We start from the raw sequence: 14,639 nt of genomic DNA on the forward strand, positions 1-14,639 counted from the left end.
CTCAGTCCTCCTCGAACGGGTCCCACTCGTCCTCGACCTCGGGCAGCGCCTCGGCGACGGCCTCCTGCGCGGCCTCTTCGGCAGTGTGCACCTTGAGGATTTCCGCCTCGGGGAAGACCGCGAGCGCGGCCTGCACCAGCGGGTGCTCGCGCGCCTCGGCCTTCAGCGCCAGCTCGGCGGCGTGTTCCTTTTCATAGACGGTGGGCGCCTCGCAGCCATTGACCAGGATCACCGCCCAGCGGTTGCCGGTCCAGCGTTGCAGCGCTGAGCCCAGCTTCTGTGCCAGATCCGCCGGCGCGCCATCATCGGGAGTGAACTCGATCCGCCCGGGCTGATAGGCGGCGAGGCGGACATGGCGTTCCACCTGCGCCAGCAAAAGCCCGTCGCGATTGGCGCGGATCAGCTCGATCACATGCTCGAAGCTCGGGTAGTGCGCCAGCGCCGCCTCGGGCGCGACCGCGCGCACAGCATTGCCCTGATGCGCCACCGGGCCGGAGGGCGCCGCATGGGTCGGCGCCGGGCCGCCCATCGCATTGGCGCCGCCCGAGGGGCCGTGCGCGTAACCGCCGCCTCCGCCGGGGCCCGGGTTGGGCGGCGGCGGGGTGTCCTGCAACTTGCGCAGCAGCTCTTCGGGCGAGGGCAGCTCGGCCACATGGGTGAGCCGGATCACCGCCATCTCGGCGGCCATCATGGCGTTGGGCGCCTGCGCCACCTCGTCCAGCGCCTTGAGCAGCATCTGCCACATGCGGGTCAGTGCCCGCATGCCGAGATTGGCCGCCAGCGCCTGGCCGCGCGCGCGCTCGTCGGGAGAAATCGTCGGATCTTCAGCGGCTTCCGGCGTGATCTTGACCACCGAGGTCCAGTGCGTCAGCTCCGCCAGATCGCGCAGCACCGCCAGCGGGTCGGCACCGTCGGCATATTGCTCGCTGAGTTCGGTCAGCGCGCCGGGCGCATCGCCATGCATGATCTTCTCGAAAAGATCCATCACCCGGCCCCGGTCCGCGAGCCCCAGCATGGCGCGGACCTGATCGGCGGTGGTCTCACCGGCACCATGCGAGATTGCCTGATCGAGCAGCGAGGTCGCGTCGCGGGCCGACCCCTCGGCGGCGCGGGTGATGAGTGCCAGCGCGTCGTCGGTGATCTCGGCCTCCTCGGAGGTGGCGATCTTGCGCAAGAGCGCGATCATCACCTCGGGCTCGATCCGCCGCAGGTCGAAGCGCTGGCAGCGGCTCAGCACGGTCACCGGCACCTTGCGGATCTCGGTGGTGGCGAAGATGAATTTCACATGCGCCGGCGGCTCTTCCAGCGTCTTGAGCAGCGCGTTGAACGCGCTGGTCGAGAGCATGTGCACCTCGTCGATGATGTAGATTTTGTAGCGCGCAGAAGCCGCCCGGTAATGCACCGAGTCGATGATCTCGCGGATGTCGTTGACGCCGGTATTCGAGGCCGCGTCCATCTCCATCACGTCGACATGGCGGCCCTCCATGATGGCGGTGCAATGCTCGCACTGGCCACATGGCTCGGTGGTGGGGCCGCCATTGCCGTCGGGACCGATGCAGTTCATGCCCTTGGCGATGATCCGCGCGGTGGTGGTCTTCCCGGTGCCGCGAATGCCCGTCATGATAAAGGCCTGCGCGATGCGCCCGGCCTTGAAGGCGTTTTTCAGCGTGCGCACCATGGCGTCCTGACCGACGAGATCGGCAAAGGTCTCGGGGCGGTATTTGCGGGCGAGGACCTGATATTTCGGGCTCTGGTCGGACATGGTGGCCTTTTGCGCTGCGGGGTTGCGGCCAAGGTATGCGCGGCGCGGGCCAAGGTAAACCGGCTGTCGCGCAAAAGCCGATTGCGCCGGTCGCGCTTTTGCCTATCCTGCGCGCAGGCCCGCCGGCAGGGGGCCGCCCGGTCCGCGGAAAGCGCCCGCACCTGCCTTTCGGATTTTCGATGAAAATTCGGTTTCCTTCGCCCGGCTTAGCGGACCATCGGGCGGTCACGGAGGTAACCGACCATGTCCGAGATCTCTCTCGATTCGCTGCGTTTCGACGCCAAACGCCTGCAACGCGGGTTCGAATCCGGCGCGCCCTGGGCGCTGGAGCGGCTGCGCGTGTATCCGCCGCGCGCCACGCTGTCTGGCATGAAGCGCGCCGATTTCCTGCACGTGGTGGCGCGCGAGAACGGATTCGAAAGCTGGCCACGGCTGAAGCTCGCCGCCGAGACCCAGGGGCTCGACCGCGCCGCAAGCGTGCAGCGGCTGAAAGTGGCGCTGTTTCAGGGGCAGACCCGGGTGGCGGCGCAGTTGCTGGAAGACACTCCCGATCTTGCCGACGGGCTCTTTGGCCTGCAATGCGCGCTTTACCTTCGCGAGGCGGTGGCGGCAGCGCTGGCGGAAAATCCCGCGCTGGCGGTCGCCCGGCACGGCCCGCGCAGCCCGATCCTGCATCTGGCCTTCTCGCGCTGGATCCACGAGCGCCCCGGGCTGGAGGCGGATATGCTGGCGGTGGCCGAGCTGCTGCTGGCCCATGGCGCCGATGTGAATGACGGCTATCCGCATCGCGAGGGTGAGGCGCATCTGCTCTCGGCGCTCTACGGCGCCATCGCGGCGGACAATATGCCCATGGTGCGCTGGCTGCTGGAGCATGGCGCCGATCCCGATGACGGCGAGTCGCTCTATCACGCCACCGAGCTCGGCCATCACGAAGGGCTGCGCATGCTGCTGGCGCATGGCGCGGATCCGGCGGGCACCAATGCGCTGTTGCGGGCGCTGGATTTCAACGATCATGCAGCGGTCGAGATGCTCATTGCCCACGGCGCGCGGGTCGATGAGTTCAACGCCGAGGAGGTGGGCGGCGAGGCGCCCTGGGTGATCCCGGCGCTGTTCCAGGCGGCCCGGCGTGGCTGCGACCGGCGCATGGTCGAGCTGCTGCTGGAGGCCGGGGCCGATCCGCGCGGGCAGTGGCAGTGGATGACACCCTATGCCTATGCCCGGGTCTATGGCAGCCGGGCGGTGGCGGACGCTATGGAGGCGCGCGGCTTCGCGACGCCGCTGTCGCGCGAGGAGGCGCTGCTGGCGCGCGCGGCGGAGGGGCTGGAAAGCCCCGGCGAGTATCTCGACCCCGCGGCGATCCCGCCCGCCTGCCGCGATATCCTGCGCGAGATCGCCGACAGCGCAGCGCATCTGCCGCAAATCCGCGCGCTGGTGGCGCTGGGCGTGCCCTATGACGCGCCGGGGCCCCAGGACGGGGTGACACCGGTGCAGTCCGCCGGCTGGGCCGGCAGCCCGGAGGTGATGGGCTATTTCCTGAGCCTGCGTCCGGATCTGTCGCATATCAACGGCCATGGCGGCACGCTGCTCTCGACCATCCTGCACGGCTCGGAAAACGCGCCTCGGCGCGACGGATGCGATCATATCGCCTGTCTCGAACTGGCGCTGCGGGCCGGGGTGGCGCTGCCGCGCGCGGTGCTGCGCGGGGCAGGGCGTGCGGATGTGGCGGCGTTCCTGCGGGACTGGGCCGAGGCGCATCCGGGGCAGGTGGTCTGACCTCGGACGCCGCGCCGGTCATTTTCCTTTCTGCCGCCGCCGGTTCTGCGTATCATCCCTGCGAAAGTCATTGGTTGTGAGGGATTGGGTATGCGTCTCAGGGGCGTCCGGCGGAGCCGCAATGTCGAGGACCGGCGCGGTGCCGGGGGAGGCGGGAAAGCCTCCTTCGGCGGTGTCGCGCTGCTGCTTGTGCTGGCCATCGGCTATTTCGCGGGGGTCGATGTCACGCCGCTGCTCGACGGTGCGACGCAGCAGTCGGACGCCGGGCGCGAACCCACCGCCGAGGAGGAGCGCGCGGCGGAGTTTTCGGCGCAGGTTCTGGCCACGACCGAAGACGTTTGGGGGCGGATCTTCGAGGAACAGCTGGGCCGCAGCTATACGCCGCCGGTGCTGGTGCTGTTTCTGGGCCAGACCGCATCGCCCTGCGGCGGTGCCAGCGGCGCGACCGGGCCGTTCTACTGCCCCGTCGACCGCAAGGCCTATCTCGATACCGAGTTCTTTGCCACGCTGTCGCAGCAGCTCGGCGCGCGCGGCGATTTTGCGGCGGCCTATGTGATCGCGCATGAGGTGGCGCATCACGTCCAGAACGAGCTGGGTATTCTGGCGCAGGTCAACGAGGCGCGGCAGGCGGTGGGCGAGGTGCAGGCCAATGCGCTGACGGTGCGGCTGGAATTGCAGGCCGATTGCTTCGCCGGGGTCTGGGCCACCCATGTGGACGGCTTGCTGGAGCCCGGCGATATCGAGGAGGCGCTGAACGCGGCGCGGATGATCGGCGACGATCATTTGCAGCGCCGCGCCGGCCGGGTGCCGCAGCCGCACAGCTTCACCCACGGCACTTCGGAGCAGCGCGAGCGCTGGTTCGCGCGCGGCTACGAAGCCGGCGATCCCGGTGCCTGCGACAGTTTCGCGGCGGACCGGCTTTGAGATGATCGTGCATGCGCTTCCTGTTGCCGGCGGCATCCTCGCCATCGCACCGCTGCCGGGGCGCGATGGCGATTACGCGGGCGACATGGCGCATCTCGACGAATGGCGCCCGGCCATGGTCATCTCGCTGGTGACGATGGCCGAACTGAACGCTGCCGGTGCGCAGGAGATCGGCCAGCATGTGCAGGAGCACGGCGCGCGCTGGGCGCATCTGCCGATTGCCGATTTCGGAACGCCCGACGAGCCGCTTCTGGAGCATTGGCCGGAACTCAGTCGATTTGCGCGCCGCGCGCTCTCGGGCGGCGGGCGCGTCCTGGTGCATTGCCGGGGCGGGTGCGGACGCTCGGGCATGGTTGCGCTGCGGCTGATGATCGAGGCAGGGGAGGCGGGTGACGAGGCGCTGGCGCGGTTGCGCGCGGTGCGGCCCTGTGCGGTGGAGACGAGCGCCCAGATGCGCTGGGCGATGGCGGCCCGGCGCGAGGCGGCGCAGTTTCTGCGGCACGAGGACTGAAAAAATTCGTACGAATTTTTTCGTTCAAAGATTTTTCGTACGAAAAATCTCTGTTCCCCCGCCCTCGATTAACCGGGAAGGCCGTCACGAAATTGCGGGGAAAGAGGTGAGAGGCTGGACAACGACCCAAGCGGGGCTCGTTACGGCTGCTTCCTTCCGGACCTGACCGGGTTGGCGAGGCGCCTGCCCGCGCCAACCTCTCAAGAGCGCAGATAATGCGGCGGCGACGGATTCGCAACCCCGCCGTCTTTGCCGGATGTCAGAGCGCGATGCGGAACCGCGCAAAGCCCTCCGGCGTGTCGCCCGCATCCTCGAGATCCAGCGCCTGCATGTCCTCGACATAACCGCGCGCCGCCGGGCCGGTCTCGAACAGCACGGTGGTGCCTGGCATCGGGGCAAAGCGCCAGTTGTCGTCGGCGCTCGGGTTGATGGTGCCCTGTTCGACGATATAGCGCACGATCACGTCGCGGTTGGTGTCCGGCCCCTCGAAGATCACCGTATCGCCGGTGCCCGGGAAGCTGCCGCCGCCGGAAGCGCGATAATTGTTGGTGGCGATGATGAATTCCATCTCGTCGGTCACCGGCGCACCGTCATGGCGCAGATCGACGATCCGCTGTGCCTCCGGTGCCGCCAGTTCGCCGCTGGAGGTGAAACGCGACGGTTGCGACAGGTCGATCCGGTAACTGACGCCGTCGATCACGTCGAAATTGTAGCTCGGGAAATCCGGGTTCAGCAGCACCGCGTCCTGCGATCCGGGCGCGATCCGGTTGAACATGCCCGCCGAGCGCTCAAGCCAGCCGCGCAGCTGCGCGCCGGTCACCTTCACCGCGCGCACGGTGTTGGGGTAGAGGTAGAGATCGGCCACGTTCTTGATCGCCACATCGCCGGCGGGCACATCGGTGTAGTACTCCGGCCCGCCGCGTCCGCCAGCCTTGAAGGGCGCCGCCGCCGAGAGGATGGGCAGCCCCTCGTATTCCGTGCCCTTCATCATCTGCGCGATATACCATTGCTGCGCGTTCGAGACGATCTGAACCGAAGGATCGTCGGCCACCAGCGCGAAATAGGAATAGAGCGGCGCCGAGGTCTTGCCCACGGCGCGGCGCACATAGGCCAGCGTCTCTTCATGCGCCTGCGCGGCGGAGGCCAGAACCGCCGGGTCGTCCTCGACCAGCGCGGTGACCGAGCGGTCTTCGTTGCGCTGCGCGATGGGCCGCGCCTCGGAACTGGTCGAGACCACGCGCCAGCCCGCGCCGTCGCGTTCCAGCAGCAGGTCGATCAGCCCCATATGCGAACCCCAGAAGCCGCCCATCACCGCCGGTTTGCCGTGGATCGTGCCGGCGCCGGTATCGACGCCCGCGTAATCCGCATAGGTCGGCGAGGGGAAGACCAGATGGCTGTGGCCGGTCATCACCGCGTCGATCCCGTCGATCCCGGCCAGCGGCACCGAGGCGTTCTCCATCCCGTCTGCATGATCCGCCGCGCCGATGCCGGAATGGCTGAGCGCGATGACCAGATCCGCGCCCTCCTCGACGATCTGGGGTACCCAGGCGCGGGCTGTCTCGACGATGTCGCGGGCTTGGACATTGCCTTCGAGATGCTTGCGGTCCCAGTTCATCACCTGCGGCGGTGTGAAGCCGATCACGCCGACGCGGATCGGATGGCTGTTGCCGGCGCCGTCGGTCAGCACGCGGTCGAGAATGACATAAGGCTTGAAGAGCGTCTTGTCGGCGCGCGGATCGGCGCCGGCCTCGGTCGCGACATTGGCCAGAACGATGGGGAATTCGGCACCGGCGGTGGATTTCATCAGGAAATCCAGCCCGTAGTTGAATTCGTGATTGCCGATCGTGCCGGCGTCAAACCCGACCGTGTTCATCGCGGTGATGACCGGATGGGCGTCGCCCTCCTTCATGCCGCGCTCATAGGCGATGTAGTCGCCCATCGGATTGCCCTGAAGGAAATCGCCATTGTCGAGCAGCATCGCATTGGTCGCCTCGGCGCGGATGCCCCTGATGATCGACGCGGTGCGCGACAGCCCGACCGTATCGACCGGTTTGTCGGCGTAATAATCGTATGGATAGACATGCACATGCAGGTCCGTGGTTTCCATGATCCGGAGATGGGCCTGGTTCGGCGCGGCATTCGCCGAATAGGGATGAAGTGCGATCAATGCGGAGCCTGCGGCTGTTCCGGCCAGAAAGGACCGGCGGGTGAGTTGGGACGTTCGGGGCCGGGTCATGGAAGCATTCCTTCGCTGAGATCTGATTCGTGCGTAAACCAGTTTCCCAACAGCCCGGCGACATGAGGAAAGAAAAATCGGCGTCGTTCAACCTCTGGGAGATCGTTCCGTCGCGGCAGCGCGCACTCCGAATCCGATTTGCCAGGCGGCGGCTGCCATGGCATGGCAAGACGGACGGTGCGAGGGAGCGGTGACGATGCGACATGCGGAAGAGGTGACCTTTGGCGGTTCGGGGCTCGACCGTGCCGCCGAGCTGCGGGGCGATATCCCGGCCATGGCCGCGCTGATGCAGGCCGAGAGCAGCCGCACCCTGGCGCTCTGGCGAGGCAAGCTGCTGGTGGCGGGAGAGGCGGCAGAGCCCTGCCGCCTGCCGCTCGATCATCCGGTGCTGCGCGAGGCGCGTGCCGCGCCGCTGTTTCTGGGCCGAGAGGGCAAGGCCGCGATCTTTGCGCATGATCTTTCGGCCTGGGAGCCGGAGGCGGCAGGCGATGCTGAGGGCGGCTTTCTCGACCAGAGCGAACAGTATCACCCGGCCTGCGCTCCGGACGAGCGCTTTGTCGAGCTGCGCACGCTGCTCACCCGGCTGACGCCGCGCGACGCCGAGCTCGGAGCGACGGCCCGGGCGCTATTCGGCTGGCATGCGAGCCACGGCTTCTGTGCCCGCTGCGGCACCGCCAGCGATGTGTTCATGGCGGGCTGGCAGCGGATCTGCCCCTCCTGCGGCGCGCAGCATTTCCCGCGCACCGATCCGGTGGTGATCATGCTTGTCACTCGTGGCAATGCCTGCCTGCTGGGGCGTTCGCATGGCTGGCCCGAGGGGATGTATTCCTGCCTCGCGGGCTTTGTCGAACCGGGCGAGACGCTGGAGGCGGCGGTGCGCCGCGAGGTCTTTGAGGAGAGCGGCGTGCGCGTCGGTGCGGTGCGCTATCTCGCCAGCCAGCCCTGGCCGTTTCCCGCCTCGCTGATGATCGGCTGCCATGGCGAGGCCGAGAGCGAGCGTATCGAGATCGACCCGGGCGAGATCGAAGAGGCGCGCTGGGTCAGCCGCGAGGAACTGGCGGAGTCCTTCGGCGGTGCCGTGCCGGAGATCAAGCCGGCGCGAAAGGGCTCGATCGCGCATTTTCTGCTGCGCAACTGGCTTGCGGACCGGCTGGCTTGACGCGACACTGCGGGCAACAACAACATCTTCGGTGATGGGGCAGAGGGCAGTATGGAGTTTTCGACCAAGGAAGATATCGAGGCGCCGCTTGACCGGGTATTCTCGCAGGCGAGCGATTTCGACCATATCGAGCGCCAGGTGATGCGCCGGGGCGTCGATGTGCGGCGGGTCTCGGGCGATCCGGCGCAGCCGGCGGCGGGAATGGGCTGGCTGGCCGGGTTCCGCTTTCGCGGCAAGCCGCGCGAGGCGGAGATCACCCTGACCGAATACGATGTGCCCAACCGGCTGTGCTACCGCACGGTTTCGGGCGGGATCGAGGCGGTCACGCAGATCGACTTCGTGGCGCTGTCGCGCTCGCGCACCCGGGTCGGCATGGAGATCGCGCTGGTTCCCAAAACGCTCTCGGCGCGGGTGCTGCTGCATTCGATGAAGCTTGCCAAGGGCAATCTGGAAAAGCGCTTTCGGGTGAAGATGGCGGATTTTGCCAAGGAGCTGGAGGACCGGCTGAAGCGCGAGGGTTGAGGCGGTTCGGGTGCGGTGGGCATTCTGCCCACCGCACACCCGTCCACATCGACCTCCTAACCCTCCTCCCCAAGCCGGACCACCTCGCCACCCGCCGCATCGGCATCCGCCTGATCGTGGGTCACCAGCAGCACCGGCAGCCCCTGTGCCTTTGCACGGCCGAAGACCAGCGCCCGGATCTGCCCGCGCAGCGCCGTGTCGAGGCGCGAGAACGGCTCGTCGAGCAGCAGCGCGCGCGGCTCCGCCAGAAGCATGCGCATCAGCGCCACCCGTGCCTTCTGCCCGCCCGACAATGTCGCCGGGTCGCGCGCCGCAAACCCCGCGAGGCCGATCTCTTCCAGCGCCGCGTCGATCCGCGCCCGCCGGGCGGCGCGGCCCCGGATCTGCGGGGAGAGGCCAAAGGCCAGATTGCCGCCCACCGAGAGATGCGGAAACAGCAGTTCGTCCTGGAACAGGATGCCGGTGCGCCGCGCCTCCGGGGGCAGGGCGGTGATGTCGCGCCCGTCGAGCAGGATGCGGCCCTCCAGCGTGAAGCCCGGCGCCAGCGTGCCGGTGATCGCCGCCAGCAGCGTCGATTTGCCCGATCCCGACGGCCCCATCACCGTCAGCACCTCGCCCGGCGCCACGGCGGCGTCGAGCGCCAGCAGCAGGCGCGGCCCGAGCGAGATCCGCACATCCTCCAGCCGCAGCCCCTCAGCCATGGCGCAGCCCCCGCCGGTTGCGCCAGATGAGCGCCGGCAGCAGCAGCGCCAGTGCGAAGGGCAGGAAGGCCGCCGCGGTCTGGGCAAGGGCTGTAACCCCGATCACCCGCCGCGCGCCGCCCGAGGCGAGCGCCACCGCCTCGGTGGTCAGCGTCGGCACCCGGCCGCCGCCCAGCAGCAGCGTCGGCAGGAACTGCCCGACCGAGACCGCGCAGCCGACCGCCACCGCCGTCAGCACCGGGCGCAGCAGCATCGGCAGCCGCACCCGCCAGAAAACGCCCGAGGGCGAGGCGCCGAGGGCGCGGGCCACGGCGGCGTGGCGCGTATCCCAGGCGCGGTAGGGATCCGAGAGCGACAGGAAGAGATAGGGCAGCACAAAGATCACATGCGCGGCGATCACCGCCGCCCGGGTGCCGTCGATCCCGCCGACCAGCGCGAGGATCTGGAGCCCCGGCAGAAAGGCGATCTGCGGCACGATCAGTGGCAGGTAAAGCAGCCAGAGCGCACGCTGCGTCGGGCGCAGCCCGTGGCGCTGCTCGGCCTCCAGACAGGCGAGTACCAGTAGCAGCGCGATGGCCACCGCCGGCAGCGCGATGCGCAGGGTCTCGGTCGCCGGCGCGATCAGCATGCCGCCCTGCCGCATCCAGCTTTTCAGGGTGAGCGCGTCGGGCAGCAGCGCCGGAAAGCCCCAGAACCCCGCCAGCGACCACACGGCGAGCGCCGCGAGCCCGAGAACCACCGCCGCCGCCGAGAGCGCGCCGAGCAGCAGCGACACGCCCCGCAGCGCGCCGTCGCGCGCGCCGCGCCGGCCCGTCGCGATCCGGCTCCGGCCCAGCCCTGCAACCACCGCCTCGCCCAGCCGCCAGAGCCCCAGCGCCGCGACGGTCAGCGCCAGTTGCAGCAGCGCCCCGGCGGCGGCGCGCAGGCGCAGCGCCAGATCCGGATCGTTCATCCAGCGCAGCACCTGCACCGAGAGCGTCGGCGGCGTGCTCGGCCCGAGGATCAGCGCCACGTCGACCACGCTCATGGAAAAGGCCAGCACCGCATAGACCGGCAGGCGGATCTGCGGATAGAGCCTCGGGAACACCGTCAGCAGCCAGCCGGTGCTGCGCCCGTAGCCGAGGCTGCGCGCGGTGGCGAGGCTCTGGCCCGGGCGCAGCGCCGGCAGCGCGGCCAGCGTCATCAGCAGCAGGAAGGGCACTTCCTTGACCACCAGCCCGGCGATCAGCGACAGACCCAGCGGGTCTTGCAGGATTAGCAGATCGGGCGGGCGTTCCCAGCCGGCGAGCGGGGCGATTGCGCGGGCGATCCAGCCCGACGGCGCGATCAGGAAGGCCAGCCCGAAGGCGGCGGCGGCATGTGGCACCGAGAGCAGCGGCGACAGCGCCCGCTCCAGCCAGCGAAAGGCGCGTGTGCCCTGCCAGCCGGCGCAGATCAGCACGGTGAGCCCGAGCGCCAGCGCCGTGGCGGCGAGCCCGGTGCCGGCGCTCAGCGCCATGGCGCGCGGCAGGCCGGGCCAGGCCATGAGATCGCGGAAGGGCATCAGCCCGGGCTCGATCCGCCCCAGCGCCGGCATCACCCCGAAGGCGGGCAGCAGCGTGCCCGCCAAGCCCGCCGCCACCGGGCCGAGCATCACCAGCAGCGTCAGGGCCGGGGCGAGCCGTAACACCTTACTCGGCGATCCCGTAGCGTGCCGCCCAGTCTTCCTCCAGCCGCTCCATCCAGGACGGGTGCGGCTCGGGCAGGGGGGCGCCGAGCTCGGCGGCGCTCAGCGTGGCGGGGCCGGCGGCGATGGCCTCGAAGCGGGCGCGGTCGGCATCGTCGAGCCGCGTCATGTCGAGCACGGTGCCCAGCCCCCAGATCTCCGGATCGGCCATGCGCGCCTGCGCCTCGGGCGAGAGCAGGATATTGGCCACCACCATCGCGCCTTCCCTGGCATTGGCGTTGTAGGGGATGGCGACAAAGCTGGCATTGCCCAGCGTGCCGCCCTCATGCACATGGCTGCGCACGCTGTCCGGAAGCTGGCCGTTGGCGATGGCATTGGCGGCGGCGTTGGGGTTGAACTCGAAGCCGATGTCGATCTCGTTATCGGCCATGAGCTGAATGAGCCGCGCGCTGTTCTGCGGATAGGCCCGGCCCTGACGCCAGAGCAGCGGGGTAAGGGCGTCCATGAACTCCCAGAGCGGCGCGGTGACGGCGGCGTAATCGGCCTGCGTCACCGGCAGCGACAGCGCGTCGCGATCCGGCGTCAGCTCGATCAGCGCCTGTTTCAGGAAGGTCGAGCCGAGGAAATCCGGCGGCTGCGGAAAGGCGAAGCGGCCCGGGTTGTCCTCTGCCCAGTCGAGCAGCGCCGACATCGAGCGCGGCGGCTCGGGCAGGCGGGCGCTGTCGTGGTAGAAGACGAGCTGTGCTGTGCCCCAGGGGCTTTCCAGCCCGTCGGTGGGTACGGTGAAATCCGCCGAAAGTGCCGCGTTCTCGGGATCGGTCAGCGCGCGGTTGGGCAGCGCCTCGGCCCAGGGGCCGAAGAGCAGGCCCTCTTCCTTCATCGCGGCGAAATTCTCGCCATTGATCCAGATGAGGTCGATGCCGCCACCCGTATCCCTGCCGGCGGTCTTTTCCGCCAGCACGCGGCTCACCGCCTCGGCGGTGTCGCTGAGCTTGACATGTTCCAGCGTCACGCCCCGATCCGCCGCCTGCGCGCCGATCCAGGCGATGAAGGCGTTGACCGAGTCCGAGCCGCCCCAGGCGTTCCAGTAGACGGTCTGGCCCTGCGCCGCCTCGCGCACCGCCTGCCAGTCGGCGGGGTCGGGGTCTGCCCAGGCGGGCAGGGCGAGCGTGGCGGCCAGTGTTGCGGCGGCGATGACGGATTTCATTGGCGGGCCTCCCTGAGCCGGCTTTTGTCGGCATTTCCGATGCTTATGGCAAGCGCCGCCGGCGCCGGTCAAATGACATTCCGGTGGGGAAGGTTACAGACCCCGGCTTGTTTCGTCAGGCGCGCGCGCCTAGGTCTCTGAGGCAACAGATATGGAGATCCGCATGTGGGAAGAGCGCTACAATACCGAGGATTACGTGTTCGGGCGCGAGCCGGCGGCCTTCCTACGCCGGCACGAAAGCTGGCTGAAGCGGGGGGAGTTTGCGCTCTCGGTGGCCGATGGCGAGGGGCGCAACTCGGTGTTCCTGGCGGAAAAGGGCCTGAAGGTGATCGCCTGGGACGGGGCGCCCACGGCGGTGGAGAAAGCGCGGGCGCTCGCGCATGAGCGCGGGGTCGCGGTGGCCTATGAGGTGGCCGATATCGAGCACTGGGCCTGGCCCGAGGCACGGTTCGATCTGGTGCTGGGCGTGTTCATCCAGTTCGTCGGCCCTGAGGCGCGGGCGCGGCTTTTCGAGCGGATGAAACGCGCGGTGAAACCCGGTGGCGTGCTGATGCTGCACGGCTACACGCCGAAACAGCTTGATTATGGCACAGGCGGGCCGAAGGCGGTGGAGAACCTCTATACGCCCGAGCTGCTGCGCGAAGCCTTTGGCGATCTGGAGATCCGCGAGCTCGAAGCCTATGAGGCGGAGCTCGACGAGGGCGGCGGCCATGTCGGGCGCTCGGCGCTGATCGACCTCGTGGCGGTGAAGCCTTTGTCGTGACGGTGGGGGCGGCCAAGACCCTTCGAAGGGTCTTGCAAATTCCTTCGAAGGAATTTGCTCAGGCGCGGGCGGAAAACAGCCCGCGCAACCCCTCCGGCAGCGCATCGTGGCGCAGCGAGCCCAGCACCAGCGCGCCGTCGAACGCCTCGCCTTCTGTGTAGACCGAGGGTGTCACCAGCACCTCCAGCCCCGCGCCGCGCGCCGATAGCACCCCGTTGCGGCTGTCCTCCAGCGCCAGCGCGTTGCTTGCGGGCAGGCCCAGCCGGTGGAGCGCCAGCAGGTAGACATCCGGCGCCGGTTTCTTCGCCGCCACCTCGTCGCCCGCCGCGATCACGTCGAAGACGGCATCGCCCGGGCTGCCCCAGCAGCATTGACAGAGCGCCTCGACATTCGGCCGGCTGGTGGTGGTGGCCACCGCGACACGCAACCCGCTTGCCCGGGCTGCGTCGATCAGTTCGGCCACACCCTCGCGCAGGCGCAGCCCGCCGGTTTGCAGGATCTGCACATAGCGCCTTGTCTTGGCCGCGTGCAGGGCCGCGACATCCGGCACGGTCTCCCCGGTCTCAGCCAGCCAGGCGCGGATGCGCTCCTTGCCGCCGGTGGTGCGCAGCAGGCGCCGGTATGCCTCCCGCGTCCAGTGCCAGCCCAGCCCCTCCGCGGCGAAGGTTTCGTTAAAGGCCTGCCGGTGCGTCTCCTCGGTCTCGGCCAGCGTGCCGTCGACATCGAAGATGAGCGCCGCGGGCGTCATGCCTTCACGTCGGCGAAGTGTTGGGCAACCAGATCCGGCAGCTGGTCGAAATGATCGAAAACATAGCTGTGGTAGAGTTCCGCCACCGGCGTCTTGCGATAGCCTTCGGTATAGAGTGCGAAGGGCAGGCCGGCGCGCTCCGCCGTCTCCGCGTCGACCTCGCTGTCGCCCACATAGAGCGCCGTCTCGGCGCCAAGGTCGCGCATCACATGCAAAAGCGGCGCCGGATCGGGCTTGCGCTGGGGCAAGGTGTCGGCGCTGGCGACCTTGCCGAGGAAGCGGTCGAAGCCGAAATGCCGCAGCGCGATCGCCGTCGGTTCGCCCGGCTTGTTGGTGCAGAGCCCCATGGCGCAGCCCATCGCTTCGAGCCGCCCCAGCGCGTCCATCACGCCGGGATAGACGAGCGTATGCGCGGGCTCGCCCTCGTAGTGGCTCATGAACTTCGCCAGCAGGCGGGCGTGTTCCGCCGGATCGTCGCCCAGGCCCACCGCCTGCATGACCCGGCTGATCAGCACCCCCGCGCCCTTGCCGATGAAACTGCGCGCCTGTGCAAAGCTGATCTCGGGCAGGCCCTCGTCGCGCAGCACCAGATTGGCGGCGAGATGCAGGTCGGGGGCGCTGTCGATCAGCGTGCCGTCGAGGTCGAAGACGATGGTTTTCATGGGGG

The 14,639-nt window shown here is 68.8% G+C and carries 12 protein-coding genes, 1 other RNA gene and 1 pseudogene; 6 read left to right on the top strand and 8 right to left on the bottom strand.

All coding sequences use genetic code 11. The annotated features are described in order from the left end of the window. Position 1: 1 nt before the first annotated feature. A pseudogene (locus Ga0080574_RS17450) lies at positions 2-1,768 on the bottom strand (DNA polymerase III subunit gamma/tau); the annotation flags it as partial. Between the two features lie 237 nt (positions 1,769-2,005). Between Ga0080574_RS17450 and Ga0080574_RS17455 the strand changes: the two are divergent. The 3 genes from Ga0080574_RS17455 (at position 2,006) to Ga0080574_RS17465 (ending at position 4,970) form a co-directional block, all read left to right on the top strand. Next, positions 2,006-3,535 (top strand): ankyrin repeat domain-containing protein, encoded by a 1,530-nt coding sequence (locus tag Ga0080574_RS17455; RefSeq protein ID WP_076702710.1) that lies wholly within the window; start codon positions 2,006-2,008, stop codon positions 3,533-3,535. 90 nt (positions 3,536-3,625) lie between these two features. Then, entirely contained in the window at positions 3,626-4,459 is an 834-nt protein-coding gene (gene ypfJ, locus Ga0080574_RS17460) for a KPN_02809 family neutral zinc metallopeptidase (RefSeq protein WP_076702712.1), read from the top strand. A 1-nt stretch (position 4,460) separates the two neighbouring features. Beyond that, positions 4,461-4,970 carry a dual specificity protein phosphatase family protein gene (locus Ga0080574_RS17465; protein ID WP_076702714.1) on the top strand — a complete coding sequence of 170 codons (510 nt, stop codon included), beginning with the start codon at positions 4,461-4,463 and terminating at the stop codon, positions 4,968-4,970. A gap of 104 nt (positions 4,971-5,074) precedes the next feature. Here the strand turns inward: Ga0080574_RS17465 and ffs are convergent. Together ffs and Ga0080574_RS17475 are read right to left on the bottom strand one after the other, a co-directional pair. Continuing rightward, positions 5,075-5,173: signal recognition particle sRNA small type (gene ffs, locus Ga0080574_RS17470), an RNA gene on the bottom strand. Positions 5,174-5,229: 56 nt separating this feature from the next. Beyond that, a complete protein-coding gene (locus Ga0080574_RS17475; RefSeq protein WP_076702716.1) occupies positions 5,230-7,206 on the bottom strand; it encodes a bifunctional 2',3'-cyclic-nucleotide 2'-phosphodiesterase/3'-nucleotidase in 1,977 nt (658 codons plus the stop codon). A 196-nt stretch (positions 7,207-7,402) separates the two neighbouring features. On the opposite strand from Ga0080574_RS17475, the gene nudC reads away from it, so the two are divergent. Continuing rightward, positions 7,403-8,365: an NAD(+) diphosphatase gene (gene nudC / locus Ga0080574_RS17480; protein WP_076702718.1), complete on the top strand. Its 963-nt coding sequence runs from the start codon at positions 7,403-7,405 to the stop codon at positions 8,363-8,365. A gap of 51 nt (positions 8,366-8,416) precedes the next feature. Further along, positions 8,417-8,887: an SRPBCC family protein gene (locus Ga0080574_RS17485; RefSeq protein ID WP_076702720.1), complete on the top strand. Its 471-nt coding sequence runs from the start codon at positions 8,417-8,419 to the stop codon at positions 8,885-8,887. A gap of 56 nt (positions 8,888-8,943) precedes the next feature. On the opposite strand, the gene Ga0080574_RS17490 is transcribed toward Ga0080574_RS17485, so the two are convergent. The 3 genes from Ga0080574_RS17490 to Ga0080574_RS17500 are packed head-to-tail and all read right to left on the bottom strand — an operon-like array spanning position 8,944 to position 12,461. Continuing rightward, complete coding sequence (locus tag Ga0080574_RS17490; protein WP_076702722.1) at positions 8,944-9,588, bottom strand: ATP-binding cassette domain-containing protein; 645 nt, start codon at positions 9,586-9,588, stop codon at positions 8,944-8,946. Next, complete coding sequence (locus Ga0080574_RS17495) at positions 9,581-11,221, bottom strand: ABC transporter permease (protein WP_076706041.1); 1,641 nt, start codon at positions 11,219-11,221, stop codon at positions 9,581-9,583. Before Ga0080574_RS17495 ends, Ga0080574_RS17490 begins: the two co-directional genes overlap by 8 nt. Positions 11,222-11,258: 37 nt before the next feature. Next, positions 11,259-12,461 carry an ABC transporter substrate-binding protein gene (locus Ga0080574_RS17500; protein WP_076702725.1) on the bottom strand — a complete coding sequence of 401 codons (1,203 nt, stop codon included), beginning with the start codon at positions 12,459-12,461 and terminating at the stop codon, positions 11,259-11,261. A 163-nt stretch (positions 12,462-12,624) separates the two neighbouring features. On the opposite strand from Ga0080574_RS17500, the gene Ga0080574_RS17505 reads away from it, so the two are divergent. Next, positions 12,625-13,224: a class I SAM-dependent methyltransferase gene (locus tag Ga0080574_RS17505; RefSeq protein WP_076706042.1), complete on the top strand. Its 600-nt coding sequence runs from the start codon at positions 12,625-12,627 to the stop codon at positions 13,222-13,224. 58 nt (positions 13,225-13,282) lie between these two features. On the opposite strand, the gene Ga0080574_RS17510 is transcribed toward Ga0080574_RS17505, so the two are convergent. Together Ga0080574_RS17510 and gph are read right to left on the bottom strand one after the other, a co-directional pair. Then, positions 13,283-13,972 (bottom strand): HAD family hydrolase, encoded by a 690-nt coding sequence (locus tag Ga0080574_RS17510; protein WP_076702726.1) that lies wholly within the window; start codon positions 13,970-13,972, stop codon positions 13,283-13,285. Continuing rightward, entirely contained in the window at positions 13,969-14,634 is a 666-nt protein-coding gene (gene gph, locus Ga0080574_RS17515) for a phosphoglycolate phosphatase (RefSeq protein WP_076702727.1), read from the bottom strand. Before gph ends, Ga0080574_RS17510 begins: the two co-directional genes overlap by 4 nt. Positions 14,635-14,639 lie beyond the last annotated feature (5 nt).

Origin of the sequence: Salipiger abyssi, assembly GCF_001975705.1 — a bacterium.
Lineage (GTDB): Bacteria > Pseudomonadota > Alphaproteobacteria > Rhodobacterales > Rhodobacteraceae > Salipiger > Salipiger abyssi.